The 20,552-nt window shown below is 43.5% G+C and carries 22 protein-coding genes; 9 read left to right on the plus strand and 13 right to left on the minus strand.

What is annotated here, in order from left to right; genetic code table 11:
- Nucleotides 1-4: 4 nt before the first annotated feature.
- From NPE20_RS13175 to NPE20_RS13185, 3 genes are all read left to right on the plus strand, one after another.
- Nucleotides 5-472, plus strand: a complete 468-nt coding sequence (locus NPE20_RS13175) for an HAD domain-containing protein (protein WP_256539128.1) — start codon at nt 5-7, stop codon at nt 470-472.
- A 15-nt stretch (nt 473-487) separates the two neighbouring features.
- The gene (locus tag NPE20_RS13180) at nt 488-688 is read left to right on the plus strand and encodes a YwbE family protein (protein WP_256539129.1); all 201 of its coding nucleotides are present in this window, start codon (nt 488-490) and stop codon (nt 686-688) included.
- Nucleotides 689-775: 87 nt separating this feature from the next.
- Nucleotides 776-1,459 (plus strand): DUF1345 domain-containing protein, encoded by a 684-nt coding sequence (locus NPE20_RS13185; protein ID WP_256539130.1) that lies wholly within the window; start codon nt 776-778, stop codon nt 1,457-1,459.
- 307 nt (nt 1,460-1,766) lie between these two features.
- Here NPE20_RS13185 and NPE20_RS13190 read toward each other — a convergent pair whose 3' ends face one another.
- The gene (locus tag NPE20_RS13190) at nt 1,767-3,077 is read right to left on the minus strand and encodes an MFS transporter (RefSeq protein ID WP_256539131.1); all 1,311 of its coding nucleotides are present in this window, start codon (nt 3,075-3,077) and stop codon (nt 1,767-1,769) included.
- Nucleotides 3,078-3,408: 331 nt separating this feature from the next.
- Here NPE20_RS13190 and NPE20_RS13195 point away from each other — a divergent pair, with 331 nt between their 5' ends.
- Together NPE20_RS13195 and NPE20_RS13200 are read left to right on the plus strand one after the other, a co-directional pair.
- Nucleotides 3,409-4,695, plus strand: a complete 1,287-nt coding sequence (locus tag NPE20_RS13195) for a DUF2851 family protein (protein ID WP_256539132.1) — start codon at nt 3,409-3,411, stop codon at nt 4,693-4,695.
- Between the two features lies 1 nt (nt 4,696).
- Nucleotides 4,697-4,918: a PspC domain-containing protein gene (locus NPE20_RS13200; RefSeq protein ID WP_256539133.1), complete on the plus strand. Its 222-nt coding sequence runs from the start codon at nt 4,697-4,699 to the stop codon at nt 4,916-4,918.
- A gap of 261 nt (nt 4,919-5,179) precedes the next feature.
- Here the strand turns inward: NPE20_RS13200 and NPE20_RS13205 are convergent, their stop codons facing one another.
- The 7 genes from NPE20_RS13205 to NPE20_RS13235 all read right to left on the minus strand — a co-directional run bounded on the left by NPE20_RS13205 (nt 5,180) and on the right by NPE20_RS13235 (nt 11,751).
- Complete coding sequence (locus tag NPE20_RS13205) at nt 5,180-6,097, minus strand: DUF72 domain-containing protein (RefSeq protein WP_256539134.1); 918 nt, start codon at nt 6,095-6,097, stop codon at nt 5,180-5,182.
- A 111-nt stretch (nt 6,098-6,208) separates the two neighbouring features.
- Nucleotides 6,209-6,970: an SDR family oxidoreductase gene (locus NPE20_RS13210; RefSeq protein ID WP_256539135.1), complete on the minus strand. Its 762-nt coding sequence runs from the start codon at nt 6,968-6,970 to the stop codon at nt 6,209-6,211.
- 219 nt (nt 6,971-7,189) lie between these two features.
- Nucleotides 7,190-7,579: a helix-turn-helix domain-containing protein gene (locus NPE20_RS13215; RefSeq protein WP_256539136.1), complete on the minus strand. Its 390-nt coding sequence runs from the start codon at nt 7,577-7,579 to the stop codon at nt 7,190-7,192.
- A gap of 90 nt (nt 7,580-7,669) precedes the next feature.
- Nucleotides 7,670-9,283, minus strand: a complete 1,614-nt coding sequence (locus NPE20_RS13220; protein WP_256539137.1) for an amidase — start codon at nt 9,281-9,283, stop codon at nt 7,670-7,672.
- A 55-nt stretch (nt 9,284-9,338) separates the two neighbouring features.
- Entirely contained in the window at nt 9,339-9,857 is a 519-nt protein-coding gene (locus NPE20_RS13225; protein WP_256539138.1) for a hypothetical protein, read from the minus strand.
- Nucleotides 9,858-9,964: 107 nt separating this feature from the next.
- Nucleotides 9,965-10,468: a hypothetical protein gene (locus NPE20_RS13230; RefSeq protein ID WP_256539139.1), complete on the minus strand. Its 504-nt coding sequence runs from the start codon at nt 10,466-10,468 to the stop codon at nt 9,965-9,967.
- Nucleotides 10,465-11,751: an alkaline phosphatase family protein gene (locus tag NPE20_RS13235; protein ID WP_256539140.1), complete on the minus strand. Its 1,287-nt coding sequence runs from the start codon at nt 11,749-11,751 to the stop codon at nt 10,465-10,467. The genes NPE20_RS13230 and NPE20_RS13235 overlap by 4 nt, the downstream gene beginning before the upstream one ends.
- A gap of 180 nt (nt 11,752-11,931) precedes the next feature.
- On the opposite strand from NPE20_RS13235, the gene NPE20_RS13240 reads away from it, so the two are divergent.
- Both NPE20_RS13240 and NPE20_RS13245 read left to right on the plus strand, forming a co-directional pair.
- Entirely contained in the window at nt 11,932-12,903 is a 972-nt protein-coding gene (locus tag NPE20_RS13240; protein WP_256539141.1) for a glycoside hydrolase family 5 protein, read from the plus strand.
- A gap of 50 nt (nt 12,904-12,953) precedes the next feature.
- A complete protein-coding gene (locus tag NPE20_RS13245; protein ID WP_256539142.1) occupies nt 12,954-13,412 on the plus strand; it encodes a hypothetical protein in 459 nt (152 codons plus the stop codon).
- On the opposite strand, the gene NPE20_RS13250 is transcribed toward NPE20_RS13245, so the two are convergent.
- From NPE20_RS13250 to NPE20_RS13260, 3 genes are all read right to left on the minus strand, one after another.
- Nucleotides 13,409-13,831, minus strand: coding sequence for a BLUF domain-containing protein (locus tag NPE20_RS13250; protein ID WP_256539143.1), 423 nt, complete (start codon nt 13,829-13,831; stop codon nt 13,409-13,411). The two genes, NPE20_RS13245 and NPE20_RS13250, sit on opposite strands and share 4 nt — an antisense overlap.
- Nucleotides 13,832-13,901: 70 nt before the next feature.
- Nucleotides 13,902-14,663 carry an MBL fold metallo-hydrolase gene (locus tag NPE20_RS13255; protein ID WP_256539144.1) on the minus strand — a complete coding sequence of 254 codons (762 nt, stop codon included), beginning with the start codon at nt 14,661-14,663 and terminating at the stop codon, nt 13,902-13,904.
- Nucleotides 14,660-14,959, minus strand: coding sequence for a hypothetical protein (locus tag NPE20_RS13260; protein ID WP_256539145.1), 300 nt, complete (start codon nt 14,957-14,959; stop codon nt 14,660-14,662). The genes NPE20_RS13255 and NPE20_RS13260 overlap by 4 nt, the downstream gene beginning before the upstream one ends.
- 157 nt (nt 14,960-15,116) lie before the next feature.
- On the opposite strand from NPE20_RS13260, the gene NPE20_RS13265 reads away from it, so the two are divergent.
- Nucleotides 15,117-16,250, plus strand: a complete 1,134-nt coding sequence (locus tag NPE20_RS13265) for an acyltransferase family protein (protein ID WP_256539146.1) — start codon at nt 15,117-15,119, stop codon at nt 16,248-16,250.
- Nucleotides 16,251-16,478: 228 nt separating this feature from the next.
- Here NPE20_RS13265 and lolA1 read toward each other — a convergent pair whose 3' ends face one another.
- Together lolA1 and NPE20_RS13275 are read right to left on the minus strand one after the other, a co-directional pair.
- On the minus strand, nt 16,479-17,150 hold the full coding sequence (lolA1, locus tag NPE20_RS13270; RefSeq protein ID WP_256539147.1) for an outer membrane lipoprotein periplasmic chaperone LolA1: 672 nt from the start codon (nt 17,148-17,150) through the stop codon (nt 16,479-16,481).
- 82 nt (nt 17,151-17,232) lie between these two features.
- Nucleotides 17,233-19,800 (minus strand): FtsK/SpoIIIE family DNA translocase, encoded by a 2,568-nt coding sequence (locus tag NPE20_RS13275; RefSeq protein WP_256539148.1) that lies wholly within the window; start codon nt 19,798-19,800, stop codon nt 17,233-17,235.
- Between the two features lie 83 nt (nt 19,801-19,883).
- Here NPE20_RS13275 and NPE20_RS13280 point away from each other — a divergent pair, with 83 nt between their 5' ends.
- Nucleotides 19,884-20,531 (plus strand): ankyrin repeat domain-containing protein, encoded by a 648-nt coding sequence (locus NPE20_RS13280; RefSeq protein ID WP_256539149.1) that lies wholly within the window; start codon nt 19,884-19,886, stop codon nt 20,529-20,531.
- Nucleotides 20,532-20,552: the final 21 nt, after the last annotated feature.

The raw sequence follows: 20,552 nt of genomic DNA on the forward strand, positions 1-20,552 counted from the left end.
TATTATGACTATTTTGCTTGATATGGATGGGGTTTTAGTTACCGTTCCATCGTGGAGAAAAGTAGAAATAGGCCCGGATGGTTTTATGTTATTTAATGAAAAAGCAGCAAAGAACCTGGCAGACATATTATCAAAAACAAATGCGTCAATAGTTTTAACAACCACCCATAGGATAAACTACAACATAGAAAGGTGGCTTGAAATACTTGCGGCAAGAGGTTTAAAATTACAAACTATAGCTAAAATTAATAGCGTTAATTCAATATCCTTAATGGGTAGTCGGGCATCTGAAATAGAAGGATGGGTCAATAATAACACACCGGAAAATTATGTAATTATTGACGATGACCTGTCGATTGAAAGTTTACCTGAAAGCATTAAATCAAGATGGGTTAAAACCAATCCAATGATTGGGATAGATGAACAAGCAAAACAAGCGGTCTTACAAATACTGGGTGCAGTCAATCAATAATAAGTAAATTATAACATGAACGGACAAAACAGGGCAGACATATATCCCGGACTTGAAGTAGACATTATCCTTAAAAAAGATCAGCGCAGCGGTAAACTTACACGTGGCATAGTGAAAGATCTACTTACCAGTTCTTCTTTTCACTCACGTGGCATAAAAGTGCGTTTGGAAGACGGGCAGGTAGGCCGTGTTGCAGAAATAGTGGAAGAAGATTAAATTTAGTTCCTGATTCATAGTTAATAGGCCATAGCCGAATGTATATTTGGCATAACCGTATTGCTCTGAACCATTAACTATAAGCTAATGCCATCCCAACCCAAAAAAAACTTCTTATTACGTATGGATGCCCATTACAGGCTTTACCTATCCCTGTTAATTGGTATGGGTACGTTTTTCGCCATAAGGCATGTGCAATCGGTGCCGGCCGTAGCATTAATTGCCTGGATAGCCGTTGCCATGAGCATTATCATACTCGATTGGATAGTTATCTTAAGCGCGCACCCAAAAGATATCCGTAAGGTTGCCAGTCTGGAAGATTCCAGCAGGCTTACTATATTTCTTTTTGTGCTGGTAGCATCGTTGGCAAGTTTGATAGCCATGTACCTGTTGCTAAAATCAACTAAGGGCGAATCTGAAGAAACAGTTACCGGTTATATATTTTTAGCTATGACAGCGGTTGTGGTATCCTGGTGGCTCGTACATACGGTGTTTACTATGCGTTATGCCCATCTATTTTACACCGTAACAGACGGTCATAGAACACCAACTGGTGGCCTGGAGTTTCCAGGTGATGACAAAGAACCCGATTATCTCGATTTTGTGTACTTCTCTTTCGTTATAGGGATGACCTTCCAGGTATCCGACGTCGAGATCTCATCCAAACAGATCCGCCGCCTTGCCTGGGCACATGGGCTGATCGCTTTCGCGTTTAATACCGCTATAGTGGCGTTGAGTATTAATGTGATATCGGGGTTGGTATCGAAGTAAAGATAACAAGCATCTTCCTCCACTCGTCATTGCGAGGTACGAAGCAATCCCTTTAGACAGTTAGTAAATATGCTGAGTCGATACATCATGCCGTTGTTTCGGCATCTCTAATGCTAAGCCTCCTGCTATAACATTCGCCGCTCATTGCCGCGGAGGCTACTTCTTTTGTCTTGATACAAAAGGAAGCAAAAAATCAAGACAAAAAAATCCTTCCCCACACAGGCCTTTACCTATCGGCCCCGGTTTTTTGTCACCCCAGCGCTCTTTATTAATTGTCCTAAAAAATCTCTTAATCTCTAAAATCCGCTTAATCCGGGTTTTCCTCTATCTTCGAATGTTTCTGCGTATCATTCATCGTAATATATATCACCAATGACACAATGATACAGCCCGTAACATACCAGTAAAACCAGTTCTCGTGGCCATAACCTTTAAACATTAACGCGATGTACTCGGCAGTGCCGCCAAAAACAGAAACCGCTATAGCATACGGGAAACCCACACCCAGCGCACGGATGTGTGCGGGGAAAAGCTCGGCTTTTACTACGGCGTTAATAGCGGTATAATTACTCACAATAAGCAGGGCCAGCATTATCAGCGCGAAGGCTACCCAAAAGTTATGGGTTTGGCTCAGGTAAGTAAATATGGGGATGGTTGTCAGCGTACCCAGTATCCCGAAGGTTTTTAGCATGGGCTTGCGGCCTATTTTGTCAGATACCCAGCCATACAGCGGTTGTATCAGCATAAAAACAATTAGGGTAAGGCTTGATATTAAGGTAGCCTCGTTCTTGCTGAAACCATTGGTGTTCACCAAAAACTTTTGCATGTAGGTAGTAAACGTATAAAATGCTACCGTACCGCCAATAGTTAACCCTATAACGGTGAAAACAGCCTTTGGATGCTGCGCTAAGGCCCTTAACGAGCCACGGGCGTTCTTATTTACATCTTCGGGTTTATTGAGTGTAACAGACTCCTGCAGACTGCGCCTTAAATACATAACAATAATGGCCAGCATAGCGCCAATAGCAAAGGGAATGCGCCATCCCCAGGAATGTAATTGTGCTTCGGTAAGGAAAACGCGTTGCAATAATATAAGCACGCCAAGGGCCAGCAACTGCCCCATAATAAGGGTTACATACTGAAAGCTGGAGTAAAATCCTCGATCCTTTTTAGTAGCCATTTCGCTGAGGTAAGTGGCGCTGGTACCATATTCGCCGCCAACGCTAAGCCCCTGTATAATACGGGCCAAAACAAGTAATATAGGCGCGGCTATACCGATGTGGTTATAGTCGGGGGTGATGGCAATGATCAGTGACCCGGCACTCATTAACAAAACTGAAAAGGTAAGCGCCGTTTTACGGCCGCGTTTATCGGCAAAAGTACCCATTAACCAACCGCCTATCGGGCGCATTAAAAAGCCGATAGCGAATATCCCTGCAGTATTTAATAACTGCGCCGTAAGGCTTCCCTTAGGGAAAAAAGCCCCTGCAAAATATAGCGAGAATGCAGAGTAAACATACCAATCGTACCATTCCACCAAATTACCCAGCGACCCACCAACAATTGACCATACACGACTTTGGGTGGTTTGTGGTTCGGCGATAGTAGTAGTATTCATATACGATCAGGGTTTGGTGCAAGGTAATAAATAAGTTTCCTTTTGTCATGCGAGTTATCAAATCCCGTGGCCTATTTAGGGCGAAATGAACACTAATTTTTGCGAAACCGTGCAGCGTAACCGACTATGTTATTTGCATGTTTGCCTGTGCTATATTTGGATTTAATGGTGACGTTATTTCGTCAGTAGCTTATTTTTTAAACTAGTCATTATCAGTTATTTATGAATTAAAGATGGTGTTCACGGCCGTGAACGTGAACACTTCTCACGCCATTTGCTAACAAGTTTAAATCGAATTGGTAAGGTTCAGACAAATTTCTTACCTTCCCTGATGCTTTTCACCGAAGACTTTTTGCATTATGTTTGGAAGTTCCGCTTGTTCGATCGTATCAACTTGCGTACAACCGCAGACGAAGAGCTGGAAGTATATTCGGTAGGGCTACATAACTCGCATGCCGGGCCCGATTTTCAGAACGCCCGCATCCGCATAGGCGAAACCACATGGGCGGGGAATGCGGAACTGCACCTTTCCTCGTCAGACTGGCAACGCCACGGCCACACCTCCGATAACGCTTACGATAACGTAATACTGCACGTAGTTTACCGTGATGACGAACCGCTGTTCAGGACAGATGGCCGTAAGGTTCCTACATTGGAACTGAAAGACCGTATCTCGCCCGATCTGTATAACCGCTATCATAACCTGGTATTCGGCAACCAAACCATTATCCCCTGCGAGGCAAGTATTGCAACCGTTGACGGACTTACTATGCAAAACTGGCTCACCCGCATTTTGGTAGAGCGGTTAGAGAAGCGGTCGGAGGCTGTAATAGCTGCCCTTGCGGTAAATCGTGGCGATTGGGAAGAAACCTTTTACCAGTTTTTATCGGCAAATTTTGGCTTTAAAACCAATGCGCTGCCGTTTGAGTTAATGGCTAAATCGCTGCCCCAAAGCATCCTGGCAAAGAATAAAAACAACCCAATGCAAATAGAGGCGCTGATATTTGGGCAGGCCGGTTTCCTGAAAGATGATCTGCAGGACGAATATCCGCGCAGCTTAAAAAAAGAATACGATTATCTAAGTAAAAAATATAGTCTGCAGCCGGTAGAGAACCACTTATGGAAATTCCTTCGGATGCGCCCGCAAAACTTTCCAACTATTAGGTTAGCACAATTTGCAGCGCTGGTAATACAATCAAATCACCTGTTCTCGAAAGTACTGGAGGTAAGAGATGTGAAAGGCCTGCGGGACCTGTTTACAGATATTAAGATAAATGAATATTGGGAAACCCATTATCGTTTCGATAAAGAATCAAAGCCTGCGGGTAAAAGTTTGGGCCATGCATCCATAGATACCATATTGCTGAATACTGTGGTATTATTTTTGTTTAGTTATGGCAGGCACCTGCAATTGCAGCACTTTGTGAGTCGCGCATTAAAGTTACTGGAGAATATTCCGGCCGAGCAAAACAATATTACGGCAGATTTTGCTAACTTAGGAGTGAATATTAATACCGCCTTTGAGTCGCAAGCGTTGCTGGAGCTAAAAAATACTTACTGCGATTATAAGAAATGCCTGCAATGTGGCGTTGGTATTAAGATATTAAAACCCTGCTGATATGTTACAACGGATAATCACCTTTTTTGAGCGCTATTCCTTCGGAGTATGCACCTATCTGGGCGAGCGTTTTAATATTTCTATCAGCAAGATCAGGCTTTTCTTTATCTATTCGTCATTCCTGGCAGTAGGATTCCCCTTGATAGTCTACTTCTTTGCCGGCATAGTGCTCGATTTTCGCAACTATATCAAACGCAGCCGTACACGAGCTGTGGATATGTAAGAAAAGTATTAATAGTACCTGTCATCCTGAGCGATAGCGAAGGATCTATTCGCGAATTTACAGGTTGGTTACATGGCGGCTATTAGATGCTTCACATACGTTCAGCATGACAAAATTTAAATTTATGGCGTTGCCTTCGGCCGGGCTTTCCGCTCATACTGCACAGGCATTAGCCACAGGCCGGTATCCGCTTCAATCCCTAACGTAGGGAATGAGGATAATGTAGAGACGCGATACTTCGCGTCTTTGTTAAAATTGCAATTAATCAAACAACCCTTTATCTTTTCCAATAAACTGCGGGCGGTGCAAATTAATATCTAATTTCTTGTTCAGTTTTTCTATCACATAATCACACAACTCGGGCGAGTATCGTTCATCGTGCTGGTGCATAAAAAACCAAACAGACTGCAGGCCTTGTTGCTTCCAGTCGGCAATGCGTTCTACCCATTCGTCGCAACGGGCGTAATCGGTAGGGTGCAGACTGTTACCCACAAAGCGGATAAAGGCGTGTGGGGTAGGCAGCATCATGTGTAAGCAGTCGCGGCGACCTGTAGCGTCGGTTATCACTGCGCCGATATTTAATCGCTTAAACAAGCTAAAAACAGCATCCCGGTTTTCGGGTACGGCAAACCAATCTTTATGGCGCAATTCTACAAATACAGGTACATCTGTTGGCAACTGTTCCAGGTAAGCGGTTAGCTCAGGCAGGCTTTTAGGGGTGAAGTTATCACTCAGCTGTAAAAATAGTGGTCCCAGTTTATCGCCAAAGGCCATAATGCCTTCGTAATAACTGGTGGTCACATCTTCCGCATTTTTTAAACGGCGGATATGACTGATGCTTTGAGAAAATTTAGGGCAAAATTTAAACCCCGGGGCTACATCTGCCTTTTGCTTCCATTTGCCAATGGTTTCGGGTCCGTATGTTTGATAAAAGGTAGCGTTTAACTCAATACAGTTAAAGTGTTTAACATATTCGTCTAAAAAGTTGGCGTCTTTAGTTTTTGGCGGATAGATCTTGCCTACCCATTCTTTTCGGCCCCATTTGGCGCAGCCTACGTGCACTTGTAACGGCCTGCTTTTGTCTGCCGCTTGCAGGGTCTCCATGGTAAAAGCCGGATCGGGCGGCAGGGTGAAATCTATAGTGGGCAGTTCATGATCGGGTACGCGGCCAAATTCCATAGTAATAGTATTGCTTTATGCCCGAAGATACAGCGATTGCACCAACAAAAAAAGAGAACGGTGTTGACCATTCTCTTTTACTTGATAATTTGATAGGCAACTACTCACCAATTACAAGAACATCCCACCCGATGCTTCTATCCTTTGCGCGTTTATCCAGCGGGCATCTTCGGTGCATAAAAATGCTATAACACCGCCAATATCATCCGGCTGGCCGGGCCTGCCTAATGCGGTTATAGACGATATAAATTCGTGCATTTTAGGGTGGCTTTCGAAAGCATCTTTGGTAAAATCTGTTTCTATAATGCCCGGTGCAACAAGATTAGCTGCAATACCACGGCTGCCCAACTCTTTGGCCAGATATTTAGTGAATACCTCAATAGCGCCTTTCATTGATGCGTAAGCCGCGTAACCCGGTGTGGCAAAACGGGTAAGCCCGGTTGATAGGTTAATAATACGGCCACCATCGGCAATGGTAGTAAGCAGCGTTTGCGTTAAAAAGTAAACGCCTTTAAAGTGAACGTTAAACAGGTTGTCAAAATCTTCCTCGGTAGTTTTGGCAAACGGCGATGCAGCATCGATGCCGGCATTGTTTATCAGAAAATCAAATGTATCCCTGTTCCATTTTTGCTGCAGGATAGTGGTTAACTGTTCTTTAAAAGGGCCAAATGACGCGATTTTAGAGGTGTCTAACTGTAAAGCTGCGGCTTTTAACCCTTGCGATTCAATTTCTTTAACAACCTCATCAGCTTCTTCTTTTTTGCTGCGGTAGGTAATTATTACATCGTTGCCGTTTTTGGCAAGCTTTAACGCGGTGTTTTTACCAAGGCCCCTGCTTCCGCCTGTTATTAATGCAATTTTGTTTGTGCTCATTTTGTTATGTGTTTTAATACATTACAAATGTGAGCTTAAAACGTTGTGAAAAAATGGTGACAGCTACAGTTTTAATGGTGAGCAGTACAGTATTTTAAGCTTGATAAACGCCGCCACGTCATTGCGAGGTACGAAGCAATCTCTTTAGGACAGTTATACACTTTGCATAAACGAATAACATAAAGAGATTGCTTCGTACCTCGCAATGACGCATATTTATTAATGCAATGCTTCCTCAAACACCCGTTCCCTGTATTCTTTTGGTGTTACACCTTCAAAGCGTTTGAAAAACTTGGTAAAGTTTGATGCATCAAAAGTGAGTTTAAAGGCAACCTCTTTGATGGGTTTATGCTGCTGTATCATATCTTTAGCAATGGCCATTATCTTTTCTTCAAAGAAAAAACAGGGTGGTTTGCCTGTGGTTAACTTAATGGTATTGGTAAGGTGGGTAGGATGTATATGCAGTATTTCAGCAAAGTCGCGGATCTCAAACATATCTACTACACGCTCATTTACTATATCGTCCAGGTGTTTATCAAGCTCCCGCAGGTAATCGGCAAATATCTCATGCTGACGGGCTAATATTTTCTTGGGGATGGGAGTGGGCATTTTAGTTTGCACTTTTGAGTTTGCGGTTAGCAGATATCAAAATTAATAATTAATGTTTAATCATACACTGTTTGCAACAGAACGCCGCGTTTATGCAAACAGATCCGGCCTGAACTTTGGTGCAACCCTTTTCTTTGAGGCTTGTTCATAGGCATACGCAAGGCTTATGAGGTTACCTTCGTTCCAGGCAGTGCCTACAAACGATAGGCCCATCGGCAGATCATGCCAGGCACCCATGGGTACTGTGATATGCGGATAACCGGCCATAGCAGCAGGCCCGGAGAAGGAAAAACCATTATCATAGTCGCCATTGATCAGGTCTATACAAACCGCGAAGCCATTGGTTGGCGCAATTAAAGCGTCCAGCTTATTTTCCTTGAGTAAGCCGTCAATGCCCTGCCTGCTGATGCTGGTGGTTTTAGCAACCGCGTCCAAATATTCCTTACTGTTCAGGTCGCCTTTTGTTTGCGCATACTCTGCTGTCTCCTGTTTGAAAAATGGCATTACTTTTTCCTCGTTCTGCTTATTAAAGGCAATCACATCGGCCAGTGTTTTAACCTTTGCGTTGGCTTTGCTCAGGTAATGGTTTAGACCATCTTTAAACTCGTATAGTAACACTTTAAATTCTGCTCCGTCTATCGGTTTTAAGCGGACACTCAAATCAACTTCTATAATTTCAGCACCCTGCTTTTTCATGGTGTCGATAGCTGCTTTAAGTAAAGCATCTGTAGCAGCGGGCAGCTTTTCAATTTTTACTAAGCCAAGTCGTTTGCCTTTTAGTCCGTTAATGTCCAGGTACTTAGTGTAATCTTTCTCGGGTTTGCTTTTAAGGGTCGCATCATCGGCTGCGTCAATATCAGCCAATGCGCCAAGCAGTATAGCGGCATCTTTAACAGTACGCGCCATTGGCCCGGCGGTATCCTGTGTTTTTGATATGGGGATAATGCCGCTGCGGCTCCATAAGCCTACTGTCGGCTTAATGCCTACCAAACCATTTACCGAGGATGGCGAAACGATTGAGCCATCTGTTTCGGTACCTATGGCTATGGCGCATAAATTGGCTGCGGTTGCAGAGCCCGAACCTGCGCTGGATCCGCTTGGGTTCCTGTCGAGCACATAAGGGCATTTGGTTTGCAAACCGCGGCTGCTCCAGCCGCTTGTTGACCGTGTAGAGCGGAAATTTGCCCACTCGCTCAGATTGGTTTTGCCTAAAATTACCGCGCCAGCCTTACGCAGTTTGTGTATAATAAAGGCATCTTGCTTGGCAAAGTTATCGCTTAAGGCCAGTGAACCCGCGGTGGTATGCATGTTATCGCCCGTATCAATATTGTCTTTTATCAGTACCGGGATACCGTGTAAAAGGCCACGCAGCCTGCCTGCTTTGCGTTCCTTATCCATATTGTCGGCCATATCCAGCGCGCTTTTATTTAGCTCGATAACCGAGTTTATTTTAGGGCCGTTCTTATCTATGGCTTCAATCCTTTTTAAATACAGTTCGGTGATCGACCGGGAGGTATGCGTACCGCTTTCCATCTTTTTTTGCAGATCGCTTATGGTTGCTTCATTCAATTCAAAATCGTCGGTAAAGCCTTCGTTTTCAGCTGTTTTCTTATCTGCAGAGGGTTGGGCGCACGATGCTGCAACAAGGGTTGATAAGGTTAAACCAGCTAATGAACCTGTTTTTAAAAAGTTTCTTCTTTGCATAAAAAGGGCGGTTGTTTAATTGCGTAATTAACGAAATAAATAGCTGATTATAAAGCTAATCTGCAAAGAACATGGGTTTGCCAGATGGGGGAATGATCAGATCATTATTATAATTGGGCAGAAGCTTGTGTAAAACATCAGCAGGCATTTTGCCTACATCTAAAAAGGTCCAGCTTTTACCCTTGTTATCACTAATAGCCAGCAGGTAAGAGCGCCCAACATAGCGTCCGTTAAACATCCGCAGGATAATGGTTTCTGGCAGCAGGCAGTGTATTTGGTTGCCTGCCTTATAGAACCGGCCGGGCGAACCTACCGAGCCGTCAAATGTCATGATGCCTTGTTTTTTCAGGTTTTCAATACGCTCTATAATGAGTTTTTGCATGGTATCCCTGCCGCCGGATAATTCGACCAATTTAGGATATGTAAGGTCAATAACCGTCCTGAAATCGCCATTAAATGTCGCTGTGGCAAAACGTTTCGCCTGTTTTTTAACCACTACAGTGTCCTGGGCAAAAGTTGCAAAAGGGAGTAGTAAAACAAGTACGGAAAAGATGAAATTCTTAATAGAGCACATTTACAATTTCGGCCAGGGCCGGGTTTTCTGTTTATAGTGGTCCGTAAATAACGGCAATAAATTTATAACGAAGTTATGATATTTTCATTGCCGTTGGTAACCGTTGGTTACAACATTACAGGTGGGGCCGGCTTAGGGATTATAAGGTTATTATTGAAGTTGGGGAATAAGGTTTTAACAGAATTGATAGTGCCCTGGTTCAAATCCAAAAAGCTCCAGTTCTTGCCACCATCGTTGCTTATGGCCAGCAAATTGCTTTTTGCAGACATGCGCCCCCTTGAAGTTTTCATGATCAGCGTTTCGGGGATCAAACAATGGATTTCGGTGCCGGCTTTATAAAACTTACCCGGCGATCCAATACTGACCTTTTCGAATGCAAATCCCTGCGCCTTCATTTGGTTAATGCCATTGCTCATCATTTGAAGCATCTTCTCCTTACCGCCTCCAAACGCAACCGCTTTTGGATAGGTATGCGCAATAACCGTTTTAAAATCGCTGTTTAATAGTGCTTTGGCAATTACGTTAGCCTGGCGTTTAACAACTGTGGTATCCTGCGCAAAAAGTGAGGCAGGCATTAAAAGGAGCAGTATTATTTTGATAGATAACTTCATTTCTTCTTTTTAGGCGTTTTACCGACCAGTATTTTATTGGCCAACTGGTTTGTACCGTCAATTTTATCGGTGTACTTAATGCCCAATATCCGACTAATTAAATTAAATACCGAAACATTCTCAAATGCCGGGATGCTTAGATGCTTTTTAAATGCCGAGCCCCAGGCATAAAAGGTGGCGTGCATGTCTTTAACCGCACTTGGGTCGTACCCATGCCAGCCGGGGTTTATTTTCTTGCTTTTCCAAAGATTAAAGATCTTAGGCGCCCGTGGTATCAGTAGGATATCGCCAATGCGGTTATGCCAGTCGTCAGTTGTGCCATAATGCAGGTGGGCCGGTACGTTGGTTTTTAAGTAAACGTCGTAATCCCTTGCCTCTTTTCTAAGCCCCTCATAGGTGCTTTGGATATATTTTTTATCCTTAGCATAAAGCTCCACCAAAACACCATCGCCAGATACCACAAACTGAGTGGTGTCAATAGCTGCCGGGATACCCATGGGGTTTTGGTTGTCAACTTTAGTCATACCGTGGTCTGATACAAAAACAAAGTTTACATCTAACCCGGTGGTTTTTACAGCTTTCTGCAACTCATTTACTGCCGAATCTACAAAATGCACCTCGTGCTCCGTCTCCGGTGACTCGGGGCCGTAAAGGTGCGCGGCATGGTCAACCTGCGGGAAGTAAAAGGTTATAAAATGCGGGCGCTGGGCGGGGGGAAGGTTCAGCCAGTCGACCACTGCAGCAATACGGTTATGAATATTTATTTTTTCGTTATAGATGTAGTAATAGGTTGGGCGTGTGCCCTGGATCTCGGCTTCTGATGCTACCCAGTAAAAACTGGCCGAAAGCATTTTTTGCTGCTCGGCACGTACCCAAAGCGGGGCGCCGCCATACCAGGTGCCATCAGCCACCTTGGTTTTGTTGCCCATCGAGTATCTGTCGTTACGTTTGCGATCGTAAAAAGTATTGTTCACTAAACCCGAGTGGGATGGATACAAACCGCTGATAATGGCATAATGATTTGGAAAGGTAACCGAAGGATAGGACGGTATCATAGATGTAGCGCTTATTCCTTCGCTGCTCAGTCTAAGCAGGTTATCCGCATTGTATTTTTTAGCGAAATCGTACCGGAAACCATCGGCAGAGATCAATATTACATAAGGCTTTTTCTGCTGAGCGACGCTGTTTGTACGGTTTGGGATTATTTTTTGTGTGGTATCCTGGCAAAAGCTATTAAGGGTAACCGCGAGCAGCGTAAGCAGCAGCAAGCTATATTTTTTCATATGTATAACGATGGTGAGTAAAATTAGGTAAATAAGGTTAACGAAAGGATATGTTAACGTTAATGTTGCAGTTGGCTGGCGTAAACTTATCGCTGACATACCTGTTCATTTTTAACATACTCTAACTGATTTTTTGCAAAACCATTGTTTGATGTACTCAATTAATTAAACTTGTTTAGTATGAAGATCAAAGCTTTATTAGTGCTAATTGGCCTTGTTACAGGCACTGTTTCATTCGCGCAAAACCCTGTGGCTATAAATGGCGCCTTAACGGTACGTGGCAATAAAATTATCAACAAAAATGGTGTTCCGCCGCAATTAAGGGGCATCAGCCTTTCGTGGAGTTTGTGGGGCGGGAAAAAGTATTATAACCCTGCTGTAATAGATTGGTTGGTGTCTGATTTTAAAGCTTCGATAATTCGCGCTTCAATGGGTGTACAGCCCGACCATGGTTATTTGCAGGAGCCGGAAAGGCAAAAGAAAATGATAATTACCGTGGTAGATGAAGCCATTAAACAAGGTGTTTATGTACTGATTGACTGGCATGATCATAATGGGCACCTGCATATCCCGCAATCAAAAGCATTTTTTGCCGAAATGGCAAAGAAATATAAAGGCGTGCCCAATGTAATTTACGAAATATGGAACGAGCCCGAACGCATTAGTTGGGATACCGTTAAAAATTATTCGGTGCAGTTAATTGCTGAAATTAGAAAGTATGACCCTGATAACCTGATCGTGGTGGGCAGCCCAAAATGGGATCAGGATGTGGACGTGGCCGCTGCAAGCCCGGTAACCGGCTTTAAAAACATAGCTTATTCTTTTCACTTTTATGCGACAGACCCAAACCATCAGGATGGTTTACGCGCCAAGGCAGATAAAGCCATTAAAATGGGTTTGCCGCTTATTGTTACCGAGTGGGGCGTTGGCGAATCAAACGGCGACGGCAAATTTGATCTGGCCAAAAACAAAAAGTGGATGGATTGGGTAGAGAAGAATCAGCTTAGCTGGGTAAACTGGAATATTACTGATAAAAAAGAAACTACCGCCATTTTGCGACCCGGTGCCCCAGGCAAGGGTGGATGGACAGCAAACCAGCTTACACCTGCCGGTTCTTACATCCGCGAGCAGCTTAGATCGCTGAATAAGTGAAATTTATGTTACAATGACCTGCTTATGTGTTAAATCACTTACATTTATGCATGGCACCAGGCAGGGTATATATTGTATTGTTATTTGTATTAGCCCTGCAGGCATGCAACACCCATAAAAAGAAGATCTATACCAGTGAATGCGCTACAGAAGTGCATTTTAAAAGAGTGAACTTTTCCCATCTCATAGATAGTATTAAATTTTACGACAAGCAGTATGTAGAAGTATCCGGCAAATATGTGGAGGGTAAGCATATATCTGCCCTGGTAAACGATAGCACCTTTACCAGCCATGGCAATAATCGTTCGCTTTGGGTAAATTTTACGCAAGATTGCCCGCTATATCTTAAAGATAAACATATTGGGTTATTTGAGACTGAAGATGGCCAGTATAATGAGATCAACAACAAGCAAATGACCATTAGGGGGCGTATAGACTTACAAAAGAAAGGCCATAAAGAAGCTTATTGTGCAACCCTAAACGAGGTTAGTTACCTGGAGCTTTATTAAAAACTTATTAAAAGTTTATTGGTTTCTATAAAAGTTTGCAAGGTTACAATAGCTGCGCTGCTATCCTGTTTTTGGCTTAACTCATCAGTATGTTTTAGATAACCTATTAAGTGATCAACCTTATCAGCCTTTGCAGTAGAAAAGCCCATCGACCAGTCAGAAAAGCTTCTTTCCTGAATAGGCCCGTTAATTAATGTTATTAGATTTTTGTGCCTGGTATCGGTTTCAATTTTTGAAAATATCGCGTCTACATCAGCATCATCGCCTTCAACCACTTGTATAAAAGTTCCTTCACTATATAGTAAAACTCCTGTTACATTACGCTCAGTATTATTTTCGCGGGCCGAATTAAGAATCTCGATAAGCTGTTCATCATCCAGTAATTTAACAGCGGTACATAAATAAACAATGTTTTTCATTATATGTGGTTATGTATCGTAAGATAATATTTTCTTTTGATGAAAAAATAAATCCTATAAATAAATTAGATTAAATATCTAATTGTAAACCATCATAAGCTAACTCAATCCCGGCAGGAAGTTCTTTAGCGATATCTGCATGACGGCCCAGGCGGTGACTAATATGGGTGAAGTAGGTTTTTTCGGCGTTGATATCCTGTGCAAAGGCAATGGCTTCATCCAGGGTAAAGTGTGAGATATGTGTATCTTTTTGCAGCGCGTTTATTACCAATATTTTTGAACCCCGAATTTTTTCTTTCTCTACATCAGATACCGTTTTTGCATCGGTGATATAAGTAAAATCCTTTATCCGGAAACCTTTAACCGGCAGCTTGTAATGCATTACCTCGATAGGGGTAAAGTGCACCCGGCCAATATCAAAAGGCTGCAGATCGATAGTATGGAGGTTTATCTGCGGGATGCCCGGATATCCTTTATCGGCAAAAATATAAGGAAACTCGCGGCGCAGGGCTAATTGAACACGTTCATCGGCATATACATCTACAGGCCCAAGTTGCTTGTAATTAAACGCGCGAATATCATCCATGCCGGCCACATGATCTTTATGCTCGTGGGTAAAAACAATGGCATCCAGGTGTTTTACTTTAGCGCGCAGCATCTGGTACCTAAAATCGGGCCCCGAATCAATCACGATCACTTTATCTTCGCCCTCTACCAAAATAGAGGTACGCAAGCGGTTATCATGCTTATCGGCAGATGTACACACCTCGCATTCGCAGGCAATAACAGGTACGCCCTGTGATGTTCCGGTTCCTAAAAATGTAATGGTCACAGCTGCAGGGTTGTTTGTTTTAATTGATGTAAAAATGCAGCCTGTTTATCGTCTAATAAATTATAATCTACTTCAAGGGTACGAGCCAGCTCGGCCACCGAGGCTATTTTGCTTTCCAGGTTGGCAAATTTATTTACAACTATTACACGGCTGTTTAGCAGCATGCAAGCGCCGGTTTTAAAGTTGCCTTTCTCATACCTAACCCGGTAACCTGCTGTTTTAAGCAGCATCTCCAGTTTTTCGAGTGTATGATTGGTAATGGTAAGCATCTTTTCAAAAATAGTAACATTTACCATTATGGAGGTAAAATGTTGTAAATAGATGTATCATCGATCTGTAAATAAACTTCTTAAATTTTTTTATAAAGATTTGTAGTCTATTGTAAATCACTTTAATTAATTACTATATTGGTGCAATAATTCTCCTGAAATAATTTAATCAATTGTACCCATTATGAGCCAAAAACCCGAACGGTTTCTTTCGCTGGATGTCTTCCGCGGACTGACTATTTGTTTTATGATCATTGTAAACACGCCGGGGAGCGGCGCGGCGCCATTTGCACCGCTTGAACATGCTGCCTGGTTTGGTTTTACCCCCACAGACCTGGTGTTCCCATCTTTCTTATTCGCGGTAGGTAATGCTATGAGCTTTACCATGAAAAAGTTTGATACGCTGAGCACCGGCACGGTTCTTTACCGGGTATTAAAACGTGGTTTGCTCATATTTTTGATTGGTTACCTTATGTACTGGTTCCCGTTTGTAGAACCACATAACGGCGTATGGTCAATGAAACCGATAGACCACACCCGCATAATGGGCGTGTTACAACGTATTGGCCTTTGCTACATATTTGCTTCGCTTATTATTTACTTTATCAGATCTAAAACGGCTGTTATTGTTGTGAGCATATTGCTTTTAGTGGGCTATCAGGTTTTATTGCTGGTATTTGGCGATCATGCTGCCCCTTACGGGATGCTTACAAACGCGGGCACCTATCTTGATAAATTTGTTTTAGGCGATAACCACCTGTACCACGGCGAAGGTGTTGCCTTTGACCCGGAAGGGATCCTGGGCACTTTGCCGGCCATTGTAAATGTTATTGTAGGGTATTATGCCGGTAAGTTTATCCAGGAAAAAGGTAAAGGGTACGAAACCATTGCACGGCTGGCATTAATGGGATGCGTATTCATCTTCATCGCCCTAACCTGGAATATGAGCTTCCCTATAGGTAAAAAACTTTGGAGCAGTCCTTTTACGCTGCTTACAACAGGTATAGATATGGTGATGATAGCTGCCTTAATATATGTGGTTGAAGTGCGGGCCTGGAACAAAGCCAACTGGACATCGTTCTTTACTACGGTTGGTAAAAACCCGCTGGCTATTTATATCCTGTCAGAAATCTTGGTTATTGCTTTCTGGATGATCCACATAGGTGATAAAAACCTGTACGCCTGGATAAACGATGTGTTCTATCAGAAAATAGCGCCGGGGGCTATTGGCTCATTATTGTTTGCCGTAAGCTATATGCTGATCTGCTGGGTTGTGGGTAAGGTGCTGGATAATAAAAAGATATATATAAGAGTGTAGGGGAAGCCTCACCCCAGCCCTCTCCAAAGGAGAGGGGGAGGAATAATAAAGGCGATGAGAAATCATCGCCTTTATTATTGTAACAAAATGTCATTTCGAACGAGGTACGAGGAGAAATCTTTTACAAAATGCATGTTAGTGAATATGGTGTAAAAGATTTCTCTTCGCACTCCGCTCTTTCCACCCCTCCGCTCATCGAAATGACAGTTGGGGTTTGCTTAATAAGTCTTACCTCAAATCCACCACCTCAACACCGGGATACGCTTTTTTATCAAACACAAAGGCTGTTTCTGCAACTTTGTAGTTTGGGGTAAAGGTGCGCAGGGCATAAGTATAGGTGCTGCCGTTTTTATCGAAGATCTGGGCGCTGTAAAGCTGGTTCTTAACCTTATCAATCATCAGCCTTACCTTAAAAAAGCTTTTCTTGCTGTCTTCGGGGGTAAGGTCAACAACCTGGTATATTTTGCCTGTAAGCTTTTGCTGACCTGTGTAGATGTATTTGTACCCTTTCTCGTACATGGTGAAGATCTTGGCCGGGTTAAAGCCTTCTTCACTGTTATCGGCTGCGCTTAATTGTACCTCATTGGCATCTTTCAGGAAAGTCCATTGGTTTTTGCCATCGCTGATAATATCCTGCGTAACTGTTTTTTTGCCCGGGGCATATAAGGTCACCTTGTACTTGTTGGTTTTTGAACGGGATATAAGCGTGCCTGTCTGCGTTTCTTTTACACCCGCCTGCTGGTTGTCAATCGTCAGGGTAAAATCTGTTTTAACCGCATCGTAACTGCGGTATTGCTTGCTCAGTTTGTTGAGAATAACTTTTGCATCGGCATCTTTTTGCGCGAACGCGGTGGCTACAGTAAGGGTAGATAATACTATGCAGATAAATAATCTTTTCATGTTCTTTTTTGTCGATTTAAAAGCTCACAGGCAATAACCATTAGGGCTTATAATGGTTTAGAGTGATGTAAACTAAATTAGTTTAATCGCGCGGTTTTTGCAGCTCTTCCAGGTGGCGCTCCAGGCTGTATTCATCCGGATAAAGTACATCGCGGGCTTTGCTACCTTCAAACGGGCCGACAATACCTGCGGCTTCCAGCTGATCAATAATACGGCCTGCACGGTTATAACCCAACTTCATTTTACGCTGGATAAGCGATGTTGAGCCTTGCTGATGCAGCACAATAAGTCGTGCGGCATCTTCAAACATCGGGTCGCGGTCATCCGGGTCAAAATCTTTAGGGCTGCTGCCTGCTTCACCTTCGCCAACATACTCTGGCAGGAACATCGCCGAAGGATAGCCGCGTTGGTTACCAATAAAATCGGAGATACGTTCAACTTCCGGTGTATCCACAAAGGCGCACTGTAGGCGTATCAAGTCGCTGCCTGTAGAAAGCAACATATCACCACGACCGATCAACTGATCAGCGCCGCCGGCATCTAATATCGTACGCGAATCTATTTTAGACAACACCCTAAAGGCCAAACGGGCCGGGAAGTTAGCTTTAATAGTACCCGTAATAACGTTAACCGAAGGCCTTTGCGTAGCAATAACCAAATGGATACCAACCGCACGGGCAAGCTGTGCGATACGCGCGATTGGCTGCTCTACCTCTTTACCGGCAGTCATCATCAAATCGGCAAACTCATCAATTACCAGTACGATGAACGGCAGGTAACGGTGTTTCTCGGGATCGCTTATTTTGCGGTTAACAAATTTTGTGTTGTATTCTTTCAAGTTACGTACCTGTGCGTCTTTCAACAGATCGTAACGCTGGTCCATCTCAATACAAAGCGAGTTGAGCGTGTTTACTACCTTTTTGGTATCGGTGATAATAGCATCAGCTTCATCGGGCAGTTTGGCCAAAAAGTGTCTTTCTATTTTACGGAACAGGGTAAGCTCCACCTTTTTAGGGTCGACAAGAACAAACTTTAGCTCTGCAGGGTGCTTTTTATAAAGCAGGGATACCAATATGGCATTAATACCAACCGATTTACCCTGGCCGGTAGCACCCGCAACCAGTAAGTGGGGCATCTTAGCCAGATCGGCAATGAATACCTCGTTAGAGATAGTTTTACCAAGGGCGATTGGCAGATCCATGGTGTTGTTCTGCCATTTTTCGGTAGCCAGTATCGAGCGCATGGATACCATCTCGGGGTTTTGGTTGGGCACCTCAATACCGATAGTTCCCTTGCCCGGCATTGGCGCAATGATACGGATCCCCAAAGCCGCTAAACTCAGCGCTATATCATCTTCCAGGTTTTTTATTTTGGAGATGCGCACACCTGGTGCTGGTATAATTTCATATAAAGTAACTGTGGGCCCAATGGTGGCTTTAATTTTATCGATCTCGATGTTGTAGTGGTTCAGCGTTTCAACAATTTTGTTTTTGTTGGCTTCCAATTCTTCGGAGTTTACAGCAATTTTAGCCGAACCGTAGTTCTCTAAAAGATCTATCCCCGGATATTTGTAGCTGGCAAGGTCAAGCTTATGGTCATACATGCCAAATTGCTCTACCAGGCTTTTAGCCTTATCATCATCGCTTATTTCGATGTTTAAGATAGGGTTGGGGCGCTCTACATCAATGGTAAGCGGTATTTCGGTTTCTTCTTCGGGCTCGTGACTGGTGGTATCGGGGCGCAGCGTAACAGGTTCATGAAAAGGAGTATTCTGTGTCATGGGCTGCTGTTTCAGTGGCTCTATGGTTTCGGCGGCCTGGTTAGCCAGCATATCTTTAACACGGTTGCCGTTTCTTGGCCATTCAACCGGTAAAGAAATTTCTTCGTCCACCAACTCAACAGGCTCGGGTGTTACACCGTCTACAGCCATAGGCGAAACTCTCTCTTTTCGCTGTGGTAGCTTAAAGTCGATGTTATAGGCGATAATTAATACGGTTAACACCAAAAACAGCAGTATAAAACCAGTACCCGATTGGCCAAACTGCGCGGCTAATAAACGGTTTGTCCAAAAGCCAAAGTTGCCTTCCAGGAAGTGGGGGTAATCGATAATAAAAGCGTGGAAAAAACCTATAGATACCGATATAAATACGATACCAAAAAAGGAATAGGCCAGCATTTTACTAACCGAGAATAGTTTTATTTTGAATAACAGGCGGTAACCAATAGTGAAAAATATAAATACGAACAGGAACGATGCTATACCAAACCACTCGAATATGAACTGGTTAGATAGCAGCGCGCCAAACTTGCCCAGCCAGTTGTCCACCATGGGGTTGTTAACACCGTTCTCTAAAAGCTCTTTTGTGGTTTTGAACAGGTTGCCCCAGCCGCCGTTTGCTTTTGAAACGTAGCTTTGGTCCTGCTGCCAGGTAAACAGGTAGGAGGTGAAGGCGATAAGGAAAAACACCGACAGCACCAGGAAAAACAGGCCTATTATTTTGATAGCCCTGCCATCGCGCAAGTCGAAAAGTGGCAAGCGCTCGGTTGGCTGCTTTACAGGCCTTTCTCTTTCGGGTTTTGATCCCGGTTTGCGTGGCTGGTTCTCTTCCTTAAAACTATTTGATCTGAACTGGTTTCCTTTAATCGGCATCCTGTATTTTGAACGTTTAATTGCAAATATAAAGTTATTAGATTAAACAGATATTTTTTAATTTTTTAGTAATATTGAATTAAATGAGCGTTGAACAACTGGAAGAATTTATTGCCAATGCCGATACTGATGCTTTAGATGCTTTGCTGGCCGCAAATCCCGAACTGGCTAAAGCAAAAACAAGCCTTAACGTATCGCCGTTAATGCTTTCCTGTTATTATCATAAACCGGTGGTAACAAATATTTTGTTAAAACACACAACAGATCTTACCCTGTTTGAAGCCGCTGCTGCCGATAGATTTGATGATGTTGCCCATCTTATTTACACCCATCCCGAAAGAATTGACTCGTATGCCGATGACGGTTTTACTGCTTTAGGGCTAGCCAGTTACTTTGGCCGTTTTGATATTGCCCGTTACCTGGTACTTAAAGGTGCTGATGTGAACCGTCCGAGTGATAATGGTTTTAATGTTTACCCGCTGCACTCGGCCGCGGCCGGTAATTTTACAAGCACCGCCCGCATGCTGATAGAGAACGGCGCCGATGTTAATGTGAAGCAACAGGCCGGTAGCACACCACTGCACTCAGCCGCACAAAACGGTAATTTAGAGTTATTGATATTGCTGCTGGAGAAAGGCGCCCACGTTGATATCCGCATGGAAGGTGGTAAGCTCCCCGCCGACCTGGCCCGCGAAAAAGGTTATGATGAGATAGCCGAGATCTTATGGTAGACCCAATATCAGATGCAGCTT

Origin of the sequence: Mucilaginibacter aquariorum (assembly GCF_024498135.1) — a bacterium.
In the GTDB taxonomy this organism is placed as follows: domain Bacteria; phylum Bacteroidota; class Bacteroidia; order Sphingobacteriales; family Sphingobacteriaceae; genus Mucilaginibacter; species Mucilaginibacter aquariorum.